The sequence below is a fragment of the Micromonospora sp. NPDC049497 genome (assembly GCF_044465805.1).
GTDB lineage: Bacteria > Actinomycetota > Actinomycetes > Mycobacteriales > Micromonosporaceae > Micromonospora.
In genome coordinates this window covers 18,570-41,031 of sequence record NZ_JBITMC010000020.1, presented here as the reverse complement: position 1 = coordinate 41,031, position 22,462 = coordinate 18,570, and the positions used below count along the sequence as shown (strand labels likewise).

Genomic DNA, 22,462 nt, shown 5'->3' with positions numbered 1-22,462 from the left:
GTGGACCTATCGGTCGCTGGGGCGACCCACCGGGGTGGGCGCGGTCGACGGCACGGCGGCACTGATCGGCGGAGCCTCGTCGGTCACCGTCCGGTCGAGGCTGACCTGCGCCGTGCCGGTGCCGCCGACCCGGATGTCGTCGTACGCCTGGAGCTGCTGGTCCGGGCCGAGGTACAGCACCGACATGGCCAGCGGAGTCGGCTCGTCGCCTTCGAGTCCGCGCAAACCCGCCCCGCCTGTGGAGCCCTGCACCGCGAGTCGCGTGGTCATCCCGTCGGTGGGTGGCAGTACCGTCACCTCTCGGCGGTGGGTGTGACCGGCGAGCACGAGTGGCGCGGCGCCGTTGAGCGCTGGCGCGGCCGCCGGGTCGTGCACCAGCGCGATGTCGACGGGTGTGTCCAGGGCGCGGATCGTGGTGGCCAGGAGCTCCCCGGTGCCCTCGACCGTCGTCGGTGATTCGTCCCAGGGACCGGAGGCAGCGTCCCGCTTGTCGGGGGTGAAGCGAGGATCCGCGATGCCGGCGATGGTCACCCCGGCGACGACCGTGACGGAGTTGTCCAGCACGACGGCGTTCGGCTGGCTGGCCACCGCAGCTGCGGTGCGGGGCGAGTCGTGGTTGCCGCGGATGTAGACGTAGGGCACGTCGAGTTGGCTGATCATGGAAACGTAGTTCGTCTCGGGTTCGCTGCCCCAGTCGGTGATGTCGCCGGTGTCGATCACCGCGTCGATGTCGTACTGCTCGATGACGGTCTGGATCACCGGCCAGGCGGCCGGGTTGAGGTGGAGATCCGAGACGTGCAGCAGCCGGGTGGTGTCCGGGGATGCCTGGTAGATCGGCAGGCTGGACACGGTGGCGTACAGCTTTCCGACGTTGCCCACCAGCCGTTGCAGCTGCTCGGCGTAGCGGCCGTAGTCGTCGGCGATGCGCTGGGCGTCACCGATGAGCGCCGGGGCGTTGGCCAGCAGCCCTTCGTAGCGCGGCTCCGCCAACGCCTGCGGTCGTAGTGTCCCGGCGGCCACGCCGAGGGTGCTGCCGGTGATCAGCAGGGCAAGACCGCCGGACCAGGCGACCCGGCGGACGGACCGGAGGGTCACGGCCGCCAGCAGCATCGAGACCAGGACCGACGCTCCGAGCGTACGCAGCCCGAGGCGGACCAGCGCGTCGCGGAGGTCCTGCGGCGCGGTGTCTCCGGCCTGCGCCAGGGCTGCGGGATCGTTGATCAGCGCTTCGGTGCGTCGTTGGTCCAGCGAGTCGAGGCGGACGGTCAGCTGGGCCGGGCCGTCGTGACTGTCGACGAAGAGTGAGCCCAGGGGTGGCACCGCGACCTCGGTGCCCCCCTCGGTGCCGAGGGTCAGGTGGAACGCCACCCGGAACGGTCCTACGTCACTCTCGCCCCGGGCACCCAGCAGGACGCCGACGGTGACACCGACGACGGTGACGGTCACCAGAGCCGCCGCGGCCACGATCCGCTTGGACCACCGGGAACGGACGACTCGCGACGCACCCGTCGCGGTGCGCCGCAGGACGGGCACCACCAGGCGGTAGGGCGACCGACGGGCACCGGGGTGTGGAGTCACGGTCGGAGTCCGATCTGTTGCTGGGAAGGAGGGGAGGCGGAAAGCGCAGCACCACGGCTCCGGCCCGACCCTGCTGGACCTCCGTCTTCCGTCCGCGGTGCTCGGCCCACGAAACATGTATGCATGCAGCAGTCCGTGTGGCTGTCAGGCTACCCGCGGGGATGGGCACCGGCCAGATTCATGTCGCGGCCACCGGACCATCTCTGTGCCGCGACCGAACCGCCGGCGAGATAGTCACGCAACCGTCATGGTTTCGCGGTCGTGTCGCCACATGCGCGGGAAGTCCTTGAACAGGCGGCACGACCGAGGGGAAGGAACCGCTGGTGGACAGGTGGCCCGGCCCGATGCATCCGGCACTGGCAGCGCTTTCGGCGGTGATCCTGCTCACCGCCGGCTGCACGAACCCGCCCGCGGTCCCCCAGCCCAGCCCCGAGCCGGCGCCCACCACCCGACTGGGGACCATCGCCCGGGCGGAGGTGGGCGACCGGCTCACCGTGACCGCCACCGTCGACCGGGTCATCGCCGACAAGGCCTTCGTCGTACGCGACGTGGACCTGACCGACGGGACCCTGCTCGTGCTGTCGGCGGGCCCGTCCGCGCCGGCTCCGCCGCAGCTGGTGACCGTGCAGGGCACCGTGATCCGGTTCTCCCACCGTGGCCTCGCCGACCGCTACGCCCTCGGGCCGCCCGGCCCGTACCGGGCCTTCGAGGGCAGGCCCGCACTCGTCGCGCAGGCGCTGAGGACCTGGGAGTGAGCCACCCGATGCCACCTACACCGGAGGAGCAATGACAGTCAGTGCAATGCTGGGCGCCATCGTCGTCGGTCTGGTCGCCGGCGCGCTCGGTCACCTGGCAGTACCGGCGCGCGATGCCATTCCGCGCTGGTTGGCCCCGGTCCTGGGCGTCACCGCAGCGCTACTGGCCACCGTCGTCGCCGTGCTGAGCGGGGTCGATGTCCGCGGTCTCGGCCTTCCCGGCTTCATCGCCCAGGCGGGTTGCGCCAGCCTCACCGTCATCCTGGCCGCCACCGGCGCCGGTCGTCGCTCCGGAGGTTAGCTCCCCGCCAAGCCGTTTCCGGGATTCCGCCGCTGGCGGCTGCCTATGGTGGAAACGACGCGACAGGCCCGCATCGCCGGTCGCCGCCGAAGACGATGGGCAATCAGCATGGAGCGGTTCCTGGAGGCTGTCTGGGACACGAGCAGCGTGAGCGGTCGCCTCGTGACCAGCCTCGTGCTGATCGTGCTGGCCATCGTGCTCGCCGTACTGGCCGGACGCCTGGCCACCCGCCGGGTGGAGGACACCACCAACCGCTACTACCTGCGCAAGGCGGTGCACTACCTGACCGTCGTGGCGTTGCTGTTCGCGCTGGCCCTGCTGTGGCGACCGTTCGCCGGCCGGGTCGGCGTGGTCTTCGGCCTGCTCGCCGCCGGGCTCGCACTGGCCATGCAGGAAGTCATCGGCGCGTTCGCCGGGTGGATCAGCATCCTCACCGGCCGGCAGTACCGCGTCGGTGACCGGATCCAGATGTGCGGCGTACGCGGCGACGTCCTGGACATCACTCCGCTGCGTACCCGCATCCTGGAGAGCGGCTCCTCCTCCGACCCGGATTCCTGGATTCGCGGCCGTCAGTACACGGGACGGGTGGTGTCCCTGTCGAACCGCCTCGTGTTCAACACACCGGTCTACAACAGCAGCATGGTGCTGGACCATCTGTGGGAGGAACTGACCCTGCCCGTCCCCTATGAGGCCGACTGGCACCTGGCGGAGCGCATCCTGTGCGAGGAGGCGCAGAACATCTCCTCGACGGTCGAGGCGCGACGCGCCATCGAGCAGATGCGCCACCGCTACCCGGTGGCCGAGGCGGAGGTCGATCCCCGCGTGTTCGTCCGCGCCACCTCCAACTGGGTCGAGTTGTCGGCACGGTTCGTGGTGCCGGTACGGGCCGCCCGACAGGTCAAGGACCAGGTCACCCGGCGGGTGCTGGACCGCTTCGCGGAGAGCGGCATACGGGTGGCGTCGATCACGCAGGACATCACCATCCACCCACCGCAGGCATCGCAAACCCTCACCGTCCACGCCGACAACCGCTGACGGTCGCCGCCTCTCCCCCGGCGGACTAGGACGACCGTCGGGCGTACCACCGACGACCGGGTGTGGCCGTGATGCCGTGCACCACCGTGCTCGCCACCACCACCAGACTCCCGGCGACCCACAGCCGGGGATCCCGGGCTCCCTCCTGCTGGCTGTGGGTGAGGTAGAAGAGCGCCGACACGCCGATCGGCCCGAACCAGCCCAGGAACACCACACTCCGCCAGGACAACGCCAGGACGGGCTTCAGCGCCACGACCACCGGCAGGCGGCGCAACACCAGCACCGCGACCACGAACGCCACCAGCGGCCAGCCCAGGTCGCGCCAGTCACGCCACGGCACCTCGACACCGAGCAGGAAGAACAACGGCAACACCAGATAGCGGGTCAGCGCGTCGTCGAGCCTTTGCTCCGACGCCCGCGATTCCTCCCCGATCACCGCGTTGTAGGCCAGGCCGGCCACGAACACCGCGAGAATCGCGTCCGTGTGCGCCACCCGGGCGACTCCCAGGGCCGCGACGGCGAGTACGACTGTGAAGATCAGCAGGGAGCCCTCGTCGACGTCCTCCCGAGCCTCGGCCGCCATGACGGCCCGGCCGGCCGCGTAGCCGACCGCCACGCCGACCACCACGGCCCCCAGCACCCCCCACACCGCCTCCCGCAGGTGACCGCCGAAGGACCCGGATGTCACGACCGACAGCGCGAGCACGACGAAGACGAACGCCAGCCCGTCGTTGGCGCCCGACTCCCCGCTGATCACCTGACGCAGCCGAGCCGGCAACTGCCGCTCGGCCGGTCCACCCGACACGACGCTGGAGGCCAGGACCGGGTCCGTCGGCGTCACACAGGCACCCAGCAACACCGCCAGGGCCACCGGCAGACCGAGGACGGCCCAGGCCAGGCCGGCGCTGACCACCGCCATACCGGCCATCGCGACGGCGAGGAGCACCCCCACCGGACGGATCACCGACCGGTAGTCCGCCAGCGGGAACCGCAGCGCCACCGCCATCAGCGAGATGGCCAGCAGCAGCCGGCTCGCCTCCAGCGTCAGGACGGACGCCTCGTCGTGACGCAGGTCGATCAGCCCGAGAACCGGACCGGCCAGTACGCCCACCATCAGCGCGAGCAGCGGCTCACTGAGCGGCACCCGACGGATGGCGCTGGACCAGAAGGCCATCAGCACCCCGAGGACCCCCACCAGGGCGTAGCTGAGGTGCAGCGCATCCATCAGAGGCCGCTACCCCCACGTGCCCGCTTCACACTCGTCCGGGGGTTTGTACCCGGGTCGAGCAGGCCAGGGAGCAGGCGCCGATCAGGGTGGCCACGCCAGGCGGCAGCGTCCACGGACGGGGCGCGCGTTCGCACGCAGTGCGCCACGATGAGCGGGTGACGTCGAAGAAGTGGACCTGGTGAGCCGTCCCCGTACCCTGTCCGCGGGGCTCGCCGCGGTCCGGGAGAGCTTCTGGCTCGTGCCGGCGGTCTTCGCGCTGGGCGCGGTGGCGACGGCGGTCGGCCTGTCGGTGCTGGAGCTTCAACTGGACCTTCCCGTCGAGGGGATCCTGCCCAGCGGACCCGACGGGGCCCGGTCGCTGCTGTCGGCGATCATCACGGCGATGATCTCCTTCACCGCGCTGGTCTTCTCCATCACGGTGGTGGCCCTGCAGTTGGCCAGTAGCCAGTACTCCCCCCGGGTGCTCCGGACCTTTCTGCAGGATAGGGCCATCCAGGCGACGCTGGGGACGTTCGTCGCCACCTTCCTGTTCGCCATGGTGGTGCTCGCCGCGCTGCCGGATCGCGAGTCGGAGCGGTTCCCGGACCTGTCGCTCGCGGTGGCCATGTCGCTGGTCCTGGCCAGCAGCGGCACCTTCATCTACTACCTGCACCACATCACCACGGTGATGCGGGTGTCGCACATCATCGCCTCGATCGGGGCGCAGACCCGACGGTCGATCGCGCATCTTCCCCCACCGGACGAGCGGGCGGTGGTGGTGCCCGGCGCGGTCACCCAGACCGTGCCGGCTCCGGAATCCGGGATGGTCAGCGTTGTCGATCTGGCGCTGCTCGCTCGACTGGCACGCGAGTACGACTGCGCCTTCACCGTCGTCCCCGCACCGGGGGACTTCGTCGTCGCGGGCTCACCCCTGGTGCGCGTACACCAGCTTGCCGGCGGCACGGCTCGCACGGTCCCCGCCGAACGGGTCGACCAGGGCGTGACCATCGGCGTGGAACGCGCCCCCGGACAGGACGTCGGTTTCGGCTTCCGGCAGCTGGCCGACATCGCCGAACGTGCGCTGTCCCCGGCGGTCAACGACGTCACCACCGCCGTACGGGCCGTGCAGGAGGCACACGACCTCCTCCGCCGACTCGCGGCGCGCCCCGACCCGGTTCACGTCGTCCGCGACGACGAGGGTCGGGTCCGCGTCCGGGTTGACGGGGTCCCGTACGACGTTCTCCTGGCCATGATCGTCGACGACATCCGACTCGTCTCCGGTCAGCAGCCCCGTGTCGCGCGGCTGCTGGACGCCGTACTCCGCGATCTGGCAACCGTCGCGCTTCCCGCACACCGGACGGCGATCAGCCGCCGGCTACCGCCGGGCGGTGACGACCATTGAAGACCTGCAGGGCGTCGGTGGCGGCCACCGACGCGAGGCTGGTCAGGCTCCGCCGGCCGGGTCGCTCTCCATTCCGCCGAGGAGGCCGAGCAGGCCGGCGGCGAAGAGCTGGCGTCGGACGAAGGGTGTGAGGTTCGCCAGCCGGAGGGTCCCGCCGCGCACGTCGACGGCCCGCTGGCAGGCGACGAGGGTGCCCATCCCGGAGGAGTCGATGAAGGTCAGGTCGGCGAGGTCGAGGACCACCTGCCGTACCGAGTCGGAGGTCAACGACGCGAGGACCGCGTCGTGCACGAGGCCGTTCGTGGCGACGTCCATCTCGCCGCTGAGCCGGATCCGTACGGCAGAGCCGGTGCGGATCGTGTCGGTCGACAACTCCACGCTGCTCTCCCGTCCAGGCCGGGGCACCGGATACCTGCATCCATACATGAAACCCTGGGACAAGGTTACCCGGCGCCGGTCTCGCGGACCAGGCTGCGGGCATACGGCCCCGGTCCCTCGGTCGCCGCGTTCGCGGGCAGGCGCTCGGCCAGCAGCAGGGCGATGTCGTCATGGGGCTCACCGCCCACATGCCGGCGCAGGGCGTTCCACACCGCGTCGAGGGACGCGTCCACGCTCGGCCCCGCCAGGCACGTCCGAAGCGCGGCCAACGGAAAGAAGGTCCGGGCGCGGTCACGCGCCTCGACCAGGCCGTCGGTGTGCAGCAGCAGCCGCTCACCGATCTCCCAGCGATGCACTGTCGCCGCCGACCGGGATCCGCCGAGGCCCAGCGGACGGTCCGGCGGACGCGTACCGAGTTCCTCCAGCTCGCCCGAGTGGTGCCGGAGAATCGGCGCGGGATGACCGCAGTTGACCAGGCGGATCTCGGCCCCGCGCAGCTCCACCAGGACCGCGGTGACGAACGTCGTGCCCCGAGCCGGCACCGGCTCCCGGCCGACGAGGTCGTCCAGGTCGCACGCCACCTGCGTCAGGTTCGAGCGGGTGATCGCCGACTGGCGGAACGCCCCGGTCACCGCGGCGGCCAGCCGCACCGCGTCGAGCCCCTTGCCGCAGACGTCACCGACGATGATCCGCAGCTGTTCCGGGTCGGCGACAACCTCGTACAGGTCGCCACCCACACCGGCTTCCTCGTGGGCGGAGACGTACCGGGCGGAGACCTGGACTCCGGCCGCCCGCCGGGGCGGCTCGCGCAGGATCGCGGCCTGCGTGGCCCGGACGATCTCGGTCATCCGGCGCAGCCGTTCCTCTCGCCCGGTGCGGGCCCGTGCCACGTAGACCGCCATCAGGCTGACGGCGATCACCACCGCCACCCGGAGCAGGTGGTCGAGGCCGCCGAGCATTCCGCTGGGCAGTCCGGCGGCCACCGCCGCCGAGGTCGCGGCGGCCGAGACCACGGCGGTGCGGCGGGGGGTGTCGACGGCAGCGGCGAACAGCGGAGCCAGGCTGAGAAAGCCGATGAGTACGGCCTGCGTGCCGGCCACGACGTCGACCAGCAGGATCGTCGCGATGAACCCCAGGGCCAGGGGCAGCCCCCGCCAGCGGGTGGAACCACTGGAGACGCGACCGTCGGTGTGCTGACCGGCAGCCGGCTCCCTGCCCTGGGTACGGTCAGCGGGAGGGATGGGACGCATCGGTGCGCAACTCCTGCTCGTCGTCGCCGCTCCGCGGCGCCGGCGGGGCGAGTTGCCGACGCAGGGACGCGATCTCGGCGCGGAGGACGGCGATGTCCTCACTCGTGGCGGCGGGCGGCTGCCCCTTGTCGGAGACGCGCTCCACGATCCAGGTGGCCAGCGAACCGGTGACGAAGCCGATCAGACCGATGCCGCCGACCATGAGCCCCAGAGCGACGAAGCGCCCGGCGACGGTGACCGGATAGTGGTCCCCGTAGCCGACGGTGGTGATGGTGACCGTCGCCCACCACAGGGCGTCGTCGAAGGAGGCGATGTTGGCCTCCGCGGACGACTGCTCGGCGTCCAGCACGGCGAGCGCGGACACCAGCACCAGCAGCATGGTGGTCACACCGACGTAGACGGCGAGTCGACCACGGGCCCACGTTTCCGTCCGTCTGCTGAGGGTCAGCACCACGGTGATCAGCCGTAGTGCCCGCAGCGGCCGGAGGACGGGCAGGACCAGCACGGCCAGGTCGAACAGGTGCTGCCGAAGGAACCGCCGCCGGCGGTCGGTCAGCGCCAGGCGCACCAGGAAGTCGGCCCAGAACGCCAGCCAGATGACGACGGTGGCGACCTCGCACGTCCGCTGCCACGGCCGGTCCAGGTCGGGCCGAAGGATGGGTGCCGCGTAGACGACCAGGAAGACGACCGACAGGATCGTCAGCGGCAGCGCCGTGCGGTGTTCCCACCTCGTCGCGCGGTCGACCGGGAGCGTGTGGTTGCTCGTCTGCATGAACGGCTCCACCCCGAACGTTTTGCGTGTACACGTGCAATCATCTTCCAGTGGAACTCTACGCGGAGAGCGATGTCCGGTCGACGGCCGGCGGCGAGGAACTGGTCGACGGACTCTCGGCCCTCAGCCGCACCGTGGTGGGAATCACCGCTCGAACCCTGGCGACCCTGAACGTCGAGGTCACCCTGTCGCAGTACCGGACCCTGGTCGTCCTCGCCTCCTGCGGTCCGCTGCGCACCGTGGACCTGGCGGCCGCGCTGCACGTGCACCCGTCCACGGCGACGAGGACGTGCGACCGCCTGGTACGCCGGGACCTGGTGGCTCGGCACCAGCGGCCCTCGGACCGACGGGTGGCTCTGCTGACCCTCACCGAGGCCGGCAAGACGCTGGTGGGCGACGTCATGCGACACCGGACCCAGGAGATCCGACGCCTGGTGCAGACGGTTGGCGCCGGGCACCGGACGGCCGCCGAGCTGATCAACGCGTTGGTGATCGCGGCCGGCGAGCCCACGGAGGACCAGTGGTGGCAGCGCTGGGAGCAGTCCGCCGAGATTCCCTAGGCTCCCGGGCCGCACCGCCGGAGCCCCTGCCCGCGAGGGCGGCCCCTCCCCGCCCATTCACGACCAGGGAGGTTACGGTTGCATCCGATCCGCATTAGCTGCAACCGTGCAGGTATCCGTCAGCGACGACCTGGATCGGGAAAGGCGACGACACTCCTCGTGTTCACCATCCGGACCTCGGGCGACGGCCCTACGCCGAGGACCCTCTTCCTGGCCGGAGAAATGGACATGGCCTTCTCCGGTCACGTACGCGCCGCTGTCGAGTCGACCCTGGCGGCGACCGCCTCCCAGTGGGTGATCGTTGATCTGCGAGACACCACACTGATCGATTCCAGCGCGGTGAAGGAACTGGTCGACGCCCACCGGCTGGCCGCCCGGCAGGGACGCGTCCTGATCCTCCGCAACGCCACCGGCATCGTCGCCGAGGTGCTCCGCGTCACCGGCGTCGCGGCCACCCTCAGCCGTCCCGCCACTAGAACGACCGGCACGATCTACGGCTCGTCGGCCCGCGGACGGCGCTCGTGACTCCGATGACCTGGCGGATCCTCCGCGACCTCGACGGCGGCAGCACCACGATCACCCTCATGGGCACCCTCACCCCTGACCAGGAACCACGGCTTGCCGATCTGCTGCTCGAGGGCGGTCTCGACGCTCCGCTGGCCCTCGTCCTCGATCTGAATGCGATCCCGACCTCGAACGCGGCAACCGTCGCCGCGTTCCTCAGCAGGTGGGCGACCAACCGGACGGACGGACCGGAACTGGTGTTGTCGGTGAACTCCCTGACCCCCACCGGCCGGCTGCTGCACGCCACCCTCGGCAGGCAGACGACGCTCAGGACAGCCACCGTTCATGGTCCCGCCCGGCACGAAGCAGTCGATCCCCGCCGGGCGCACCTCAGCCTGCCCGCCGACCGGCAGTCGCCCGCCGCCGCTCGCCGCCTGGTCGCCGCACACTGCCGGGCCTGGGGCATGCACTCGACAGCCGACCGGGCGATGGTGATCGCCTCGGAGCTGATCAGCAACGCGGTTCTGCATGCCGCAACCGAGGTCGACATCACGGCCACGGCTCTGTCGGGGTCCCTGAGGATCAGCGTCCGGGACCGGGCGGTCGGAACTCCGCGCCCGGCCGCGGTGACGGATTCGGGTCAGCTATCCGAAGGCGGCCGGGGCCTACCCATCGTCAATGCCCTGGCGACCGACTGGGGCTTCTTCGCCTTCGGCGATGGCAAAACCGTCTGGGCGCAGATCGACGGCCCGGCGCTGCCACCGTCAGCGTGACAGCAGGACGATTCCGGCGACGAGAGCCGCCGCGAGGGCCGTGGCCAGCACCGCGGCGCGCCTGTTCGTGCAGAGGTGGCGCAGGGCCAGAGCCAACGGACCGACGGACCAGGCCCAGCGCAACGGCGGCCAGCGGCCTCTTCGAGGAGCGCCGCTACCGGCCATGGTCGACGACGTCGGCCAGGCTGCTGCCATCGCCCAGTCGTGACCGTGTGAGGATGCTCAGGCTTCCGTCGGTCTCCAACACCACCGCCGCGAGGCTCCGGGTGTCGCCCACGCCCTGGCTGCGCGCGGCCTGGCGGATCTCGCTCTCCGCGACCCGGAGGCGGCGCATGGTGGCGTGCCGCATCCGCCCGTCGCGCAGCAGCATGGTCGGTCGTGCCTTGATCAGCCGCTGCGACGGCGGCCAGCGCACGCCGAGCAGAGCGACGACGTACTGCAGCGCCACCAGCAGCGTCAACGCGAGGATCCCCTCCACCAGGGAGACGTCGCGGGACAGCAGGATCGTGGCCAGGGTGGAACCCAACGCGACGGTGACCACAAGGTCGAACGCGTTGAGCTTGGACAGGGTCCGCTTACCGGACAGCCGCAGGATCACTACCAGCGCCGGATAGACGACCAGCGCGACGACCGCCAGCCGGAGCAGGTCGGCCGGGTTCTTCAGCAGCATCGCACTGCCGTACCCACGATGCCCGCCCGGCACGCAGGGGCGCAGGTGACCGAGCATTGCCCGTCGCGACATCGGCCGCCGCCCGAAAAAAACGGGGTCGGTGGGCGTTAGGGGCCTCCGGAGACGGGTAGCGCGGCGAAGCGACCGCATAACTGGCGCGAATACCGCATTTTGGTATAAGACCGTGCAGTGGTCGCCGAGCCGCCCGCCTGCGAGACAGAGGACGTCATGCGCATCTCACGCCGCCGTTCCATCCGACCGGAGGGACCGCCCCGCCTCAGCCAATTTCGACGACGGACCGCCGGCGTCGTACGGATGGTCATCGCGCTGGTGCTGGCCGGTGGCGCCTACACCCTGTTCACGCCCGCCGCCCAGGCGCAGGAGGAGCCTCGGCTGAGCGCCGCCGCGGCCGAGGGCGAGGCGTTGTTCGAAGTCGGCTGCATCACCTGCCACGGCCGCAGCGCCGGGGGTGTCGAGGGGCGCGGCCCCAGTCTGATCAACGTCGGTGGCGCGTCGGTGGAGTTCCAGGTCGGCACCGGCCGGATGCCCCTGGCGCGCCAGGAGGCCCAGGCGCAACGCAAACCCCCGCTGTACACCGACGAGCAGGTACGTCAACTCGCCGCGTACATCGACTCCCTCGGCGTGGGACCCGTGGTGCCGGACAATGTCGACGCGCTGGTCGACGACGCCAACCTCGCCCGCGGCGGCGAGTTGTTCCGCGTCAACTGCTCGCAGTGCCACGCCTTCGGTGGCGGGGGCGGGGCCCTGTCCTCCGGCAAGTACGCTCCCAGCCTCTACCCGGCGAGTGACCGGATCATCTACGCCGCCATGCTCAGCGGTCCGCAAAACATGCCGATCTTCGGCGACAACACCCTGACGCCGGAGCAGAAGGCGGACGTCATCGCCTACATCCAGCAGGTCATCCAGACCGACCACGATCCCGGCGGCTTCAACCTCGGCCGCTACGGCCCCTCCACCGAGGGGCTGGCGATCTTCCTGGTCGGCATCGTCGCGCTGGTCTTCGCCAGCCTCTGGATCGCGGGCAAGTCATGACCGAGCACCGCACGCAACAGAGCCGCGAACCGGTCGACGTCACCGATCGGTCGCTGTCCCGGTTCGAGGTGGTCCGCGAGGGCGCCCGCCGCGACGACATCGAGATCGTCCACTACGAGCCTCAGGTCGCCGCCGGTTCCAAGGCCGAACGGCGGCTGGTCCGCACCGTCACGTTGCTCTTCCTCACCGCGGGCCTCGCCAGCACGGCCTTCCTCGCCGTCTTCATCTGGTGGCCATGGCGCTACCGCCTCCTCGGTGAGATCGAGGAGTACTACACCCCCCTGCTGGGGACGACGATGGGCATCGCCCTGCTGGGTGTCGGGTTCGGCATCCTCGTGTGGGGCAAGAAGCTGCTACCCAAGGAGGTGTCCATCCAGGACCGCCACGAGGGGGCGGTCTCCCCCGACGACCGGGTCATCACCGGCCAGACCATGCTGCACATGGCCGACGAACTCGGGGTCAGACGCCGTCCCCTGCTGGGCGTGTCCCTGCTCGCGGGCCTCGTTCCCGTCGGGGCGGTCGCCGCAGCGCCCCTGGTCGGCGGCCTCATCTCCGACCCCCACAAGGACAACCAACTGTTCCGTACCGGCTTCGCTCCCGCTGACGAGCAGGGCGCCATCACCCGCGTCCGTCTGGTCCGCGAGGACGGCCGGCCGGTACGCCCCTCCGACCTGCTCCCCGGAGCGCAGGTCACCGTCTTCCCCGGTATCCCACACGGCGTCAGCAACCAGTACGCCGACTCCGTCACCCTGCTCATCCATCTACGACCCTTGGACGCCTTGCAGGCGCGTGAGAACAACCAGGAGGTCGGCAAGCAGGACTGGATGTGGGGCAACTACATCGCCTACTCCAAGATCTGCACCCACGCCGGCTGCCCCGCCAGCCTCTACGAACAGCAGACCAACCGCCTGCTCTGTCCCTGCCACCAGTCGCAGTTCCTGATCACCGACAACGCCATACCCATCTTCGGCCCCGCCAGTCGGCGTCTCCCCCAACTCCCCATCGAGGTCGACGACGAGGGCTTCTTCGTCGCCTCCTCCGACTACCAGGAACCCATCGGCCCCGACTTCTGGGAACGTCCCTGACCAGCAGGACTCGACCGACGGACGAAGCAACCGAGACCGGAGGGCGCCGCGTGAACCGACAGGACGTCGCCGAGTTCCACGGCGGCCCGCTCGACGGAACCCGTCGACTCCAGATCGAGCTGCCACCGGTGTACGTCGAACCGCTGGAGGAACCGATGACCGCCTCGTCCGCGACGAGGACCGCCGCGCCGCAACGGGCGATGGTGTACGTGCTGCGGGAGGACCCCACCACCGGCCGTCCGGGCCCGGACGCCGCCGGCCTTTATCAGTACGACTTCCGCGGCTACCGCGTCACGCACTGAGCGAGGCCGGTTCGCGTGTGGGGCTTTGCCGTGGGGGGTCGTCGAGCGGGGACAGCACCGCCCAGCAGGCGGTGAGCCAGCAGACCGCGAGCAGAGCGCTGCCGACGGTGTCGAGGGGATGGTGCACGCCCCAGTAGAGACGGGCGGCGGCGACACAGCTGGGCAGGACGACGGCGAGCGCGACACCGGCCCATCGCCACCAGCGTGTCGTCAGGTGCGAGGTCAGCATCGCCACGGCGGCGTACAGGCAGATCGTGGCGGCGACGTGGCCGGACGGGAAGCTCGCCGTCGGCGGAATCTCCGGGCCCAGGTGAGGCACGGCCGGTCGGGGCCGACCGACGAGGATCGACGAGGTGATGAACAGGGTCACCTCGCCGATCATGACGACGGCCAGGAACAGCACGGGCCACCAGCGTCCACGCAGCGCCAGCAGAAGGGTGGCGGCGGCGAGGGTGCCGGCGAGAATCCAGTGGTTGTTGCCAAGCCTGCTTCCCACCGTGGCGACAGGGTCGAGCAACGAAGCCCGGTGGGCAGCCATCCACTCGACGGTCAGGTCCGCCCTGGCTGGCCCCGAGCCGGCGAGCACGACGGTGACCAGCCAGCCCGCTACCCCCACCGCGGCGAGGGTGCCCGTCCACGCCGCAGCGAGATGGACGAGCGCTCGCCACGGGCGTGCCAGGACCGCCGACGAGGTCTCCGGGCCGGTGTCCGTCGAGGGCGACCCGGGTCAGGCCGACCGTCACGATGCCCACACCGTGGTGAGCACAACGACGACGGTGAGGGTCGCGGCGACCACCACGGCCGGAATCCGTCGTGTCCCGGAGCCATCCGGTGGTGCCGCGCCGTGGCCGGTCATGGGTCCCTCCCCGGTTGTCGTCCGCCGGTGGCTCACGCCGGTCCGCTGGACGGTTCGTCGAGGCACCGGAGTTGGTTGCTGACGTCATGGACGCCTGGCGTGCCCCAGGCGTGGCCGCCGGCCAGGGGCACGATGTCCGGGGCGGTGACGACGCCGGCAAGGATGACCACTCGGTTCTGGACCTCGATGCAGATGCGCTCGGCGCGTACGCGGGGATCCCGCTGCATCCTCGCCACGACGGCGCAGAGCAAACGGGTGTCCGCCGAGCCGGGACGGGGGTCTTCGCGGAAGAGCCGGAACGATGGCTCCTCCGGGACGGACGGCACCTCAGCCATGGCTGTCCTTTCACAAGTGGGCGGGGCCCGGTCCGGCAGCAGCGTGCAGGCTCCCCCGCTGCCGGAGCGGACCGCGCGACGGTGGGTCACCGCCGGGTGGGTGGGACGGGGTACGGGGGCGCGATGCCGCTGGGCGCGAAGAACGGCGCGTACCCGTAGTAGCCGTACAGGTCGGCGTAGTGGCCCCCGTCGACGATCTCGGGGTCGTACACCGGCGCCCGGGACACCTGCTCCCGGGACAGGTCGATGCGCACGGTGTCCTCGGTGACGGCGCTGACCGCCTCGACGGGAACGAAGATGGCGGTGGAGCCGATGCCGAGGATGCCTCCGTGCTTGACCCGCAGCAGGCGCACCCGGTGCTCCTGCCGGTCAATGAGTAGGTCGTCGACCTTGCCGAGTTCGTTGCCCTCGACATCGGTCACGTGTCGACCGCGGATGTCCTGCTCGTCGGTGGCGACGGTCTGGTCGGTGTCGCCGAGCCTGACCAGCAAGGGAGTCTCGTCCGACCGCATGTCTGGCCTCCTTCCGGTTGTCGTGTCCGCCGCCGCTACCCGCACCCGCCGCGCCGGCAAACGTCGAACGGCGACCGGAGTTGGCGGTGCCGGCTGGAATCAGCAGTGTGCCGCCGACGTCCGCTGCGGCCATCCGGGGTAGCGCCCCGACTGCGGCGGGCTTCGGCCCCGTCCGCCGCTGGCAGGAGACGGGAGCGCGATGGTGAGTAGCAGCAGAGAGGTACCGGCGACCCACGCCGCCGGCGAGAGCAGCCCGTGGAGGTGCGTGCGCCGCCGTGGTGCGCGTCGGGTGTTGTGGGACGCGGCGGTGCGGTTCCGCCGGCTTCGGGCCGTGGAAGACCTGCCACGAACGCTTGCACCGGCGGAGCGCCGACGGGACGTGGGATCGGATCCTCGCCGCGGGGCAGGTGCATGACGACGGGATGCCGGTGCAGTGGACGATCAGCATCGACTCGTCGATCGTGCGGGCGCACCAGCATGCCGCTGACGCCCGCAAACCGGGGGCTCCCCGACAAGTCCGGCGACGCCTGGTGCGCAAGATGGCGAGGCCATCGGCCGATCACGCGGCGGACTGAGCACGAAGATCCACCTCGCCGTCGACGGACGCGGGCCGACCGTTGTCGATCCTGCTCACCCCCGGCCAGGCCGGCGACAACCCCAACTACTGGCGCTGCTGGACACGATCCGGGTCAACGAGCCCGGACCCGGTTGGCCCCGCAAGCGCCCCGACGTGCTGATCGCCGACAAGGGTTATGCGCATGACTCGATCCGTCGAGCCCTGCGGCAGCGAGGAATCCGCCACGTCATCCCCGAACGGTCGGACCAAGTCGCCCGCCGGGCCACCAAGGGCAGCGCCCGCCAGCGGCCACCGGCCTTCGACAAAGCCGTCTACCGCAAGCTGCCGGTGGCTCGCCGCACGGGGGAGCTGGCAATTTCGTGAGCATGGTTCGGGTGGGCCTGGCTATCGCGACCAGACCGGGGAGAGTGCCGGAGAATAGTTCCGCCCGGGACGTCCAGAACACCGGTGTCGGCTCCGACCAGGAGCCGCGCCCCGGGTGAGGGCGCCGGACGGAGAGGATGCGGCATGAAGTACATGATCATGATGTTCGGTGGACTGGGTGAGACGCTCGCGACGCGCTCGCCGGAGTGGATCAGCGGTATGCAGAAGCTCATGATGGACATCGACGGCGAGCTGCGGGAGAACGGCGAGCTGGTGGCGAGCGACGCGCTCGCTGACCCGGCACAGGCGACCACGGTGCGCTTCCACAACGGCGCGCCACTACCGACGGACGGGCCGTTCGCCGAGGTGAAGGAGTCCCTCGCGGGCTTCTGGATCGTCGACGTGAGCGAGGAAAGGGCCCTCGAGATCGCATCCCGGGCGGTCGCCTACATCGAGTTTCCGATGGAGGTCCGCCGCCTCATGGACCACCAGCCGCCCCCGTCGTAACCAGTGGTGAGTGACCAGCGCGTCGGGGACCTGCTGCGCGAATTCGCGCCGCAGGTCCTCGGCACCCTGGTGCGCCGGCACGGGCAGTTCGACGCGTGCGAGGACGCGGTGCAGGAGGCGTTGCTGGCGGCGGCTCAGCGCTGGCCGGCCGACGGCGTGCCGGGGCAGCCGCACGCCTGGCTGCTGACCGTCGCGACCCGGACGCTGGTCGATTTCTGGCGCCGCGACAGCGCCCGGCGGCGGCGAGAGCTAGCGGCCGCCGCGCTTGAGCCGGCCGGGGTCTCGGAGGGGGCGGACGTCGACGACACGCTCGTCCTGCTGTTCCTGTGCTGCCACCCCGACCTGTCACCCTCCTCGCAGCTCGCCCTGACGCTGCGGGCCGTCGGCGGCCTCACCACCGCCGAGATCGCCGCCGCGTTCCTGGTGCCGGAGGCGGCGATGGCGAAGCGGATCGTCCGGGCCAAGCAGCGCATCCGCGCGTCCGGAGCCCGGTTCGATCTGCCCGCTGCCGACCAGCGGCGGGCGCGACTCGATGTCGTCCTCCACGTGCTGTACCTGGTCTTCAACGAGGGCTACACCACCCGCGCCGGACCCGTCCTGCATCGCACCGACCTCACGGCCGAGGCGATCCGGCTGACCCGGCTACTGCACCGGCTGCTGCCCGCCGAGGGCGAGGTCGCCGGGCTCCTCGCGTTGATGGTGCTAACCGACGCCCGCGATGCCGCGCGCACCGATGCCACCGGCGCGATCGTGCCTCTCGCCGAGCAACGGCGCGACCTCTGGGACGCGTCCGCGATCGCCGAGGGTGTCGCACTCGTGCACCGGACGTTGGGGACCGGGCCGATCGGGCCGTACCAGATTCAGGCCTCGATCGCCGCGCTGCACGACGAGGCGGCGACCCACCACGACACTGACTGGCCGCAGATCCTTGCCCTGTACGACGTCCTCGACCACGTCGCGCCCGGCCCGCTGGTCACACTGAGCCGTGCCGTCGCCCTGGCGATGGTGCACGGCCCTCGCGCCGGGCTGGCACTCCTCGGCACGCTCCACGGCGACCATCGCGTGGCGTACACCCATCGCATCGAGGCGGTCCGCGCCCACCTGCTCGAACAGACCGGTGACGTGGCCGGGGCCCGGGAGAGCTACCTGCGTGCGGCGCGGATGACCGCGAGCCGTCCCGAACGCGACTACCTCACGCTGCGCGCCGCCCGCCTAGCCTGAGTGCAGGTCCTGAAGCCCGATGCGATCGCAGGCAGATTCAGCGGGCGCTGCGGACCTGCACGGCCTGAAGTTGCACTCCTTGTCACCCTGTCAGGCCTTTCGTGGACGCGAGTGCGCCGTCGGCGCCTGGTGGTTCCCGATCCCGGGAACCTGTGGTCTGATGTCGCCACCCTCGACGACAGGAGACACCACGATGGCAGTCGACCCGACCGGTCGTGACCTCAAGGAGTTTCTCGCCGCCGATCCCGACGCGCCCGTGGTGATGCTCAACCTCCTACGCTTCGCCGACGGCGGGCGGACGTCGTATGAGCGGTACGCGGCCGCGCTGCGGGAGACGTTTCTGCCGCGCCACGGGGGTGAGGTGCTCTACGCCGGCGACGGCGGCCCGGCCCTGGTGGCCGAGGAGGGCCAGGCGTGGGACGCCGTGCTGCTCGTGCGGTACCCGAGCCGGACGGCCTTCAGCCGGATGGTGGCCGACCCTGAGTACCAGGAGGTCACCCGGTGGCGAACGCTCGCCCTGCGGGAGGCGGTCCTGCAGCCGACCTCGCCGTGGGTCAGCGGCTGACCGGCTGGCGAGCAGGCGCGCGGCTCCGGCCGGCAACGAGGCGATCGATGGCTGGTTCCGCAGCGACGTGTTCCGTCGAACGGGACCGCCACAGGCCAGGTCGGACTGGCACACCTCGGTACTGGTCTGCTTTTGGCTGCCGGGGCGAGCGGCGGAAGGTGTTGTCCTGTGCTGAGCTGGCTGCTGTCGCAGGCGGCGGGGTCTGGTCGCGTGCAGAGGAGGCCGTGTGAACCGGGCGGTACGGGCGGCTGCGGCGGGGATGGACGGCGAGGATCCTGCCATCGCGATAGGCGGTGGCGGCAGGGCGCCGAGGGCGATGACCGATGTCCGCTGACCGATTCCGATTGGCACATGAGCGGGCGGTCGGGACGCGCCGAGGGCCCGGTACCGAACCGCGCCGGTCGGGTGGGCATCTGCGGTGTGGTCGCCGGCTGTGGCCGGCGGAGCAGGTGTACGACCGGTAGTTGGCCCCGTTACGGGGCGGACGTCGAACAACCGGTTGAGGCCTGTGCGACAGAGGGTGCGGTACACCTCGGCGGTGACGTTGACCAGGCAGATGCGGGATCGCACGTGTCCGCAGGCGTGGCGGGCGTCGAGCAGGGCCCGGGCGGCTGCCATCGGCAGGTGCCCGGTGTGACGCAGGTCGACGACGAGCATGCGGGGCCGCCGGGCGAGCGCCACGTCCATGAGCAGCTGCCGGAGGCGCGCTGCCGCGGCCGCGTCCGCGACATCGCCAACCGTCACCACGGCGCAACCCCGACCGGCGTCGTACGTCCGCACGCCCAGGTCCCCGCTGCCGCTCCCGACGCGAAGCAGTTCCGATTTCGGTTCGGACAGCACCGCACGCAACTCGGCGAGGGCCTGGGTGAGTACCCGCGACACCGTCATCTGCGAGGTGTTCAGCTCGGCGGCGATCTGCGCCTGGGTCCGGTTGCCGAAGAAGTATTGGCGCACCACGTGGCGGGCCCGGGGTGCCAGGCGCTCGACGGCGGCGCGCAGCGTCACCCGGTCGCACACCGCTTCCAGGGCCTCGTCTCGCGCGCCGAGCAGGTCCTGCTGTTCGCAGCCGCCGTCGAGCCCCGTCGGCCGGTTCAAGGAGTCCGCCCGATACGCCGACATGCTGCCCTCGGTCGCGCGCACCTCCGCCTCACTTGCTCCGAGGGCGGCGGCGAGTTCGCCGGTCGATGGCCGCCGGTGCAGGCGCTGCGTCATCTCGTCGCGCACGCGCGTGACCTCCAGGCACCGCTCCTGCAGCCGCCTCGGCATGTGCACACTCCACACCCGGTCCCGAAAGTGCCGTTTCAGCTCGCCCAGGACGGTCGGGGTGGCGTAGCCGGTGAAGCTGCTCGCCCGGTCCGGGTCGTATCCGTCCACCGCCTTGACCAGCGCCAGCGCCGCGACCTGCTGCAGATCGTCGAGGGTCTCGCCGCGGTGCTGGTAGCCCCGGGCCAGTCGTCGGGCCAGCGGCAGGTGCCACCACACCACGGACTGCCGCAGGCGGTCGCGCTCCTGCCCGGCGCAGCGCGGATCGCGTAGCCGGCGGATCGCCGCGGCGGTCGCCTGCTCCCGCCGCTCGGTCCCGCCGACGCCGACGTCGGCGGGGGCATTGGTGTCCAGGACAGCATCGATCGAAGACATGTCGCTCCCGTGGTCGTCGAGGGGTGACGGCAGTCGTCGGAACCGTGCCGCCGCGAGCCGCGCACGCACGGGCGGTCGCGGCGCCGGTACGGGCTCCTGACGAATCGGGCCCTGCCATTCGGGCGCTGGGTACGGTGCCTGCCGTCCGGTGCCTCGACCTCAGCAGTCTCCTCGACGCCCGGCCGGAAACCGTCTTTGGGAGATCGTCACGGACTTGTCATCAGGCCGTGCAACGACAAAACGGCAGGCCGAGGAGGCGGTCGTCCACCCCCGCAACTCGGCGGAGGGGTCCACGAACGCCCTCCGGCCATCTGGTGCCTCAGCTGCTCGGCAACGGCGTCGCCGACGGTCCGGGCGACCGTTGCGTGCCGCCCGCGACGAGAAACTCCTCGCCTGGGTAGCTGGCATAGGGCGCACCGTCTTCACCGAGCTGGTCCGAAGGCAGATCGCTACGAAAACCGTGGACGGCCGCGCGTCGGAGGCGACCGGGACGGGTAGAGCCAGCCGCCACGACCGACGAAGGGAGACGAACATGTTCGGCCTCACCCTCACCAGGGACACTGCGCAGGAGCACGTTGCCCTGCTCGATCCGGCCCTGGGCCGTGCGCTGCTGTGGCAACGCCTCGACGTTGTCGGGACCGACCTGGCAGTCGTCGACCAGCAGCTCAATGCCGCTGACGGCGTCACGGTCACCGGCGGCGTCCTGCCGTACTGCCTGCACTACCGCCTGCGCCGAGACCCCGACGGCGGGTGCACCACGCTGTCGGTGAGCGCCGAGGGCGCCGGCTGGCGCCGCCGGGTACACCTGCAGCGCGACGCCGCACAGTGGCGGGTCGACACCCACGAGAGCGGCGATCTCGATGCGGCACTACGCCGTGTCGGACGGCCGGAAGCGCCACTGGCCGGCATCGACGACACCGACCGCCTCGACGCTGTCGGCGAGATCGCCGTCGCCCGCGCACCGCTGTTCGCCACGCTGCCGCGGCGGCACAGCGCCGCAACGGCCCCGACGAATGCCCGGGTCGGCCTGGTCGTGCCGCCGTCCCTGGCCGTCGTCGTCGTCGACAGCCAGCGGCAACCGCTGCCCGGTGGTGGTGTGCGCATCGAGTCGGAAACCGGCAACGCCACGATTTCCTTCGACAGAGACGGATACGTCAACCACTGGCCCGGCGTCGCCCGACGAGCACCGATCGACCTCGCCTGACTGCCTCGGCCGTTTGCCCGCCGCACCAACACGGTAATGGCAGCCGGACAGCCTGCGGGCAACCGGCATTGGGAAGGGACACCACGATGAACCGCCAGAGCCCCATCGCGCTGACCAGACTCAGCGACAGCGGCCAGGTCCTCGCCGACCCGGCCCGGGACATCCGCGGGCGTAAGGTCCGCGACCGGGACGGAAACGACCTTGGCAAGGTCGACGACCTGCTCGTCGACGGCCAGCAGCACAAGGTGCGGATGCTGCGGGTGGAACACGGCGGCATCCTCGGCTTGGGCGCCACCCACTCGTTCATACTGGTCGACGCCGTCACCAACATCTCCGACGACACCGTATGGGTGAGTGAGTCCCGGGACCGGGCGTCCGACGCGCCGCGCTACGACCCCGACCTCGTCGACGAGTCGGAGTACTACGAGTCCCTGTACGGCTACTACGGATACCCGCCGTACTGGGGAGCCGGCTACGTCTACCCGAGCTATCCCCTCCACCGTTTCTAGCGGTCGGTAGGCATGGTGGCGTGCCGGACCACACCGGCACGCCACCGGGTGCCGAGCGAGGCACCAGACGTTTCAAGCCAGAGCCCCAATCGGGCGGGCGCGAACCTCACGGTGGGCATCACCGTCGAAGCGCCGCTTGGCGTACCTGTGGACCTATGCGGATGGGATCGTCCGGGTGGCTTGGATGGCGCGGCGCAGTCGACCGTCGGCAGCCAACTCCCCGAACATGTAGATCTCCGTGGTGATGGTGCCGCCCTTGAGCATCTCCGCGATAAGCCGGTACCGGGCGGCGACCTGGTCGCCGTCCACCAGGGCCTGCTCCACCTCGACACGGAGACCAGCGGCCCGTCTGCGGGCCGGACGGATGTGATCCAGCAGCCGCTTCCGGTCCAGCAGCACGCCGTCGTTGACGAGCTCATAGTCCGGCGTGTGGTAGCGGTCCAGCACGGTCGCCGGATCCTCGTCGCCCAGTCCTGCCTCCTGCGGATAGCGGACCAGATAGCCGGCCAGATCGGTACGGGGCGTCATGTGATCTCCCTGACTGAGCTTA

At 70.8% G+C, this 22,462-nt stretch carries 26 protein-coding genes and 1 pseudogene; 16 read left to right on the top strand and 11 right to left on the bottom strand.

Features of this window, described 5'->3' with window-relative positions:
- Positions 1-6 precede the first annotated feature (6 nt).
- A complete protein-coding gene (locus ACIBR0_RS23780; protein WP_396719137.1) occupies positions 7-1,533 on the bottom strand; it encodes a metallophosphoesterase in 1,527 nt (508 codons plus the stop codon).
- Between the two features lie 368 nt (positions 1,534-1,901).
- On the opposite strand from ACIBR0_RS23780, the gene ACIBR0_RS23775 reads away from it, so the two are divergent.
- From ACIBR0_RS23775 to ACIBR0_RS23765, 3 genes are all read left to right on the top strand, one after another.
- A complete protein-coding gene (locus ACIBR0_RS23775; RefSeq protein WP_396719135.1) occupies positions 1,902-2,333 on the top strand; it encodes a hypothetical protein in 432 nt (143 codons plus the stop codon).
- Between the two features lie 31 nt (positions 2,334-2,364).
- Positions 2,365-2,634, top strand: a complete 270-nt coding sequence (locus ACIBR0_RS23770; RefSeq protein WP_396719133.1) for a GlsB/YeaQ/YmgE family stress response membrane protein — start codon at positions 2,365-2,367, stop codon at positions 2,632-2,634.
- A gap of 108 nt (positions 2,635-2,742) precedes the next feature.
- Positions 2,743-3,669: a mechanosensitive ion channel domain-containing protein gene (locus ACIBR0_RS23765; protein WP_396719131.1), complete on the top strand. Its 927-nt coding sequence runs from the start codon at positions 2,743-2,745 to the stop codon at positions 3,667-3,669.
- A 25-nt stretch (positions 3,670-3,694) separates the two neighbouring features.
- On the opposite strand, the gene ACIBR0_RS23760 is transcribed toward ACIBR0_RS23765, so the two are convergent.
- On the bottom strand, positions 3,695-4,894 hold the full coding sequence (locus tag ACIBR0_RS23760; protein WP_396719129.1) for a cation:proton antiporter: 1,200 nt from the start codon (positions 4,892-4,894) through the stop codon (positions 3,695-3,697).
- A 181-nt stretch (positions 4,895-5,075) separates the two neighbouring features.
- Here ACIBR0_RS23760 and ACIBR0_RS23755 point away from each other — a divergent pair, with 181 nt between their 5' ends.
- Positions 5,076-6,278, top strand: a complete 1,203-nt coding sequence (locus ACIBR0_RS23755) for a DUF2254 domain-containing protein (RefSeq protein WP_396719127.1) — start codon at positions 5,076-5,078, stop codon at positions 6,276-6,278.
- A gap of 42 nt (positions 6,279-6,320) precedes the next feature.
- Here ACIBR0_RS23755 and ACIBR0_RS23750 read toward each other — a convergent pair whose 3' ends face one another.
- The 3 genes from ACIBR0_RS23750 to ACIBR0_RS23740 all read right to left on the bottom strand — a co-directional run bounded on the left by ACIBR0_RS23750 (position 6,321) and on the right by ACIBR0_RS23740 (position 8,678).
- On the bottom strand, positions 6,321-6,656 hold the full coding sequence (locus ACIBR0_RS23750; RefSeq protein WP_357027488.1) for an STAS domain-containing protein: 336 nt from the start codon (positions 6,654-6,656) through the stop codon (positions 6,321-6,323).
- A 65-nt stretch (positions 6,657-6,721) separates the two neighbouring features.
- Positions 6,722-7,906 carry a PP2C family protein-serine/threonine phosphatase gene (locus ACIBR0_RS23745; protein ID WP_396719124.1) on the bottom strand — a complete coding sequence of 395 codons (1,185 nt, stop codon included), beginning with the start codon at positions 7,904-7,906 and terminating at the stop codon, positions 6,722-6,724.
- Positions 7,884-8,678, bottom strand: a complete 795-nt coding sequence (locus tag ACIBR0_RS23740; RefSeq protein WP_396719122.1) for a potassium channel family protein — start codon at positions 8,676-8,678, stop codon at positions 7,884-7,886. Before ACIBR0_RS23740 ends, ACIBR0_RS23745 begins: the two co-directional genes overlap by 23 nt.
- Positions 8,679-8,728: 50 nt before the next feature.
- On the opposite strand from ACIBR0_RS23740, the gene ACIBR0_RS23735 reads away from it, so the two are divergent.
- The 3 genes from ACIBR0_RS23735 to ACIBR0_RS23725 all read left to right on the top strand — a co-directional run bounded on the left by ACIBR0_RS23735 (position 8,729) and on the right by ACIBR0_RS23725 (position 10,515).
- Positions 8,729-9,238, top strand: a complete 510-nt coding sequence (locus ACIBR0_RS23735) for a MarR family winged helix-turn-helix transcriptional regulator (protein WP_396719120.1) — start codon at positions 8,729-8,731, stop codon at positions 9,236-9,238.
- 159 nt (positions 9,239-9,397) lie between these two features.
- Complete coding sequence (locus ACIBR0_RS23730) at positions 9,398-9,763, top strand: STAS domain-containing protein (protein WP_396719118.1); 366 nt, start codon at positions 9,398-9,400, stop codon at positions 9,761-9,763.
- Positions 9,764-9,822: 59 nt separating this feature from the next.
- Positions 9,823-10,515, top strand: coding sequence for an ATP-binding protein (locus tag ACIBR0_RS23725; RefSeq protein WP_396719117.1), 693 nt, complete (start codon positions 9,823-9,825; stop codon positions 10,513-10,515).
- A 154-nt stretch (positions 10,516-10,669) separates the two neighbouring features.
- On the opposite strand, the gene ACIBR0_RS23720 is transcribed toward ACIBR0_RS23725, so the two are convergent.
- Positions 10,670-11,185 (bottom strand): DUF421 domain-containing protein, encoded by a 516-nt coding sequence (locus tag ACIBR0_RS23720; RefSeq protein ID WP_396719115.1) that lies wholly within the window; start codon positions 11,183-11,185, stop codon positions 10,670-10,672.
- Between the two features lie 228 nt (positions 11,186-11,413).
- Between ACIBR0_RS23720 and ACIBR0_RS23715 the strand changes: the two genes are divergently transcribed.
- From ACIBR0_RS23715 to ACIBR0_RS23705, 3 genes are read left to right on the top strand one after another with little or no spacing between them, the layout of a single operon-like run.
- Positions 11,414-12,238: a c-type cytochrome gene (locus tag ACIBR0_RS23715; RefSeq protein ID WP_396719113.1), complete on the top strand. Its 825-nt coding sequence runs from the start codon at positions 11,414-11,416 to the stop codon at positions 12,236-12,238.
- Positions 12,235-13,323, top strand: a complete 1,089-nt coding sequence (locus ACIBR0_RS23710; RefSeq protein ID WP_396719111.1) for a ubiquinol-cytochrome c reductase iron-sulfur subunit — start codon at positions 12,235-12,237, stop codon at positions 13,321-13,323. Before ACIBR0_RS23715 ends, ACIBR0_RS23710 begins: the two co-directional genes overlap by 4 nt.
- Before the next feature lie 50 nt (positions 13,324-13,373).
- A complete protein-coding gene (locus ACIBR0_RS23705) occupies positions 13,374-13,625 on the top strand; it encodes a hypothetical protein (protein ID WP_396719109.1) in 252 nt (83 codons plus the stop codon).
- On the opposite strand, the gene ACIBR0_RS23700 is transcribed toward ACIBR0_RS23705, so the two are convergent.
- From ACIBR0_RS23700 to ACIBR0_RS23690, 3 genes are all read right to left on the bottom strand, one after another.
- Positions 13,615-14,241 (bottom strand): phosphatase PAP2 family protein, encoded by a 627-nt coding sequence (locus tag ACIBR0_RS23700; RefSeq protein WP_396719107.1) that lies wholly within the window; start codon positions 14,239-14,241, stop codon positions 13,615-13,617. The two genes, ACIBR0_RS23705 and ACIBR0_RS23700, sit on opposite strands and share 11 nt — an antisense overlap.
- Positions 14,242-14,513: 272 nt before the next feature.
- The gene (locus ACIBR0_RS23695) at positions 14,514-14,816 is read right to left on the bottom strand and encodes a BON domain-containing protein (protein ID WP_396719105.1); all 303 of its coding nucleotides are present in this window, start codon (positions 14,814-14,816) and stop codon (positions 14,514-14,516) included.
- An 86-nt stretch (positions 14,817-14,902) separates the two neighbouring features.
- Positions 14,903-15,328, bottom strand: coding sequence for a PRC-barrel domain-containing protein (locus ACIBR0_RS23690; protein WP_396719103.1), 426 nt, complete (start codon positions 15,326-15,328; stop codon positions 14,903-14,905).
- Positions 15,329-15,878: 550 nt separating this feature from the next.
- Here ACIBR0_RS23690 and ACIBR0_RS23685 point away from each other — a divergent pair.
- The 4 genes from ACIBR0_RS23685 to ACIBR0_RS23670 all read left to right on the top strand — a co-directional run bounded on the left by ACIBR0_RS23685 (position 15,879) and on the right by ACIBR0_RS23670 (position 18,561).
- Complete coding sequence (locus ACIBR0_RS23685) at positions 15,879-16,268, top strand: transposase (protein WP_396719260.1); 390 nt, start codon at positions 15,879-15,881, stop codon at positions 16,266-16,268.
- Between the two features lie 144 nt (positions 16,269-16,412).
- The gene (locus ACIBR0_RS23680; RefSeq protein WP_396719101.1) at positions 16,413-16,775 is read left to right on the top strand and encodes a YciI family protein; all 363 of its coding nucleotides are present in this window, start codon (positions 16,413-16,415) and stop codon (positions 16,773-16,775) included.
- A 6-nt stretch (positions 16,776-16,781) separates the two neighbouring features.
- Positions 16,782-17,996: an RNA polymerase sigma factor gene (locus tag ACIBR0_RS23675; RefSeq protein WP_396719099.1), complete on the top strand. Its 1,215-nt coding sequence runs from the start codon at positions 16,782-16,784 to the stop codon at positions 17,994-17,996.
- A gap of 193 nt (positions 17,997-18,189) precedes the next feature.
- Positions 18,190-18,561 carry a DUF1330 domain-containing protein gene (locus ACIBR0_RS23670; RefSeq protein ID WP_396719258.1) on the top strand — a complete coding sequence of 124 codons (372 nt, stop codon included), beginning with the start codon at positions 18,190-18,192 and terminating at the stop codon, positions 18,559-18,561.
- A gap of 537 nt (positions 18,562-19,098) precedes the next feature.
- Here the strand turns inward: ACIBR0_RS23670 and ACIBR0_RS23665 are convergent.
- Positions 19,099-20,199, bottom strand: a pseudogene (locus ACIBR0_RS23665) (sigma-70 family RNA polymerase sigma factor); the annotation flags it as partial.
- 532 nt (positions 20,200-20,731) lie between these two features.
- Here ACIBR0_RS23665 and ACIBR0_RS23660 point away from each other — a divergent pair.
- The gene (locus ACIBR0_RS23660; protein ID WP_396719097.1) at positions 20,732-21,403 is read left to right on the top strand and encodes a putative glycolipid-binding domain-containing protein; all 672 of its coding nucleotides are present in this window, start codon (positions 20,732-20,734) and stop codon (positions 21,401-21,403) included.
- A gap of 86 nt (positions 21,404-21,489) precedes the next feature.
- On the top strand, positions 21,490-21,912 hold the full coding sequence (locus ACIBR0_RS23655) for a PRC-barrel domain-containing protein (protein WP_396719095.1): 423 nt from the start codon (positions 21,490-21,492) through the stop codon (positions 21,910-21,912).
- 153 nt (positions 21,913-22,065) lie between these two features.
- Here the strand turns inward: ACIBR0_RS23655 and ACIBR0_RS23650 are convergent, their stop codons facing one another.
- Entirely contained in the window at positions 22,066-22,440 is a 375-nt protein-coding gene (locus ACIBR0_RS23650) for a nuclear transport factor 2 family protein (protein ID WP_396719093.1), read from the bottom strand.
- Between the last annotated feature and the right edge of the window lie 22 nt (positions 22,441-22,462).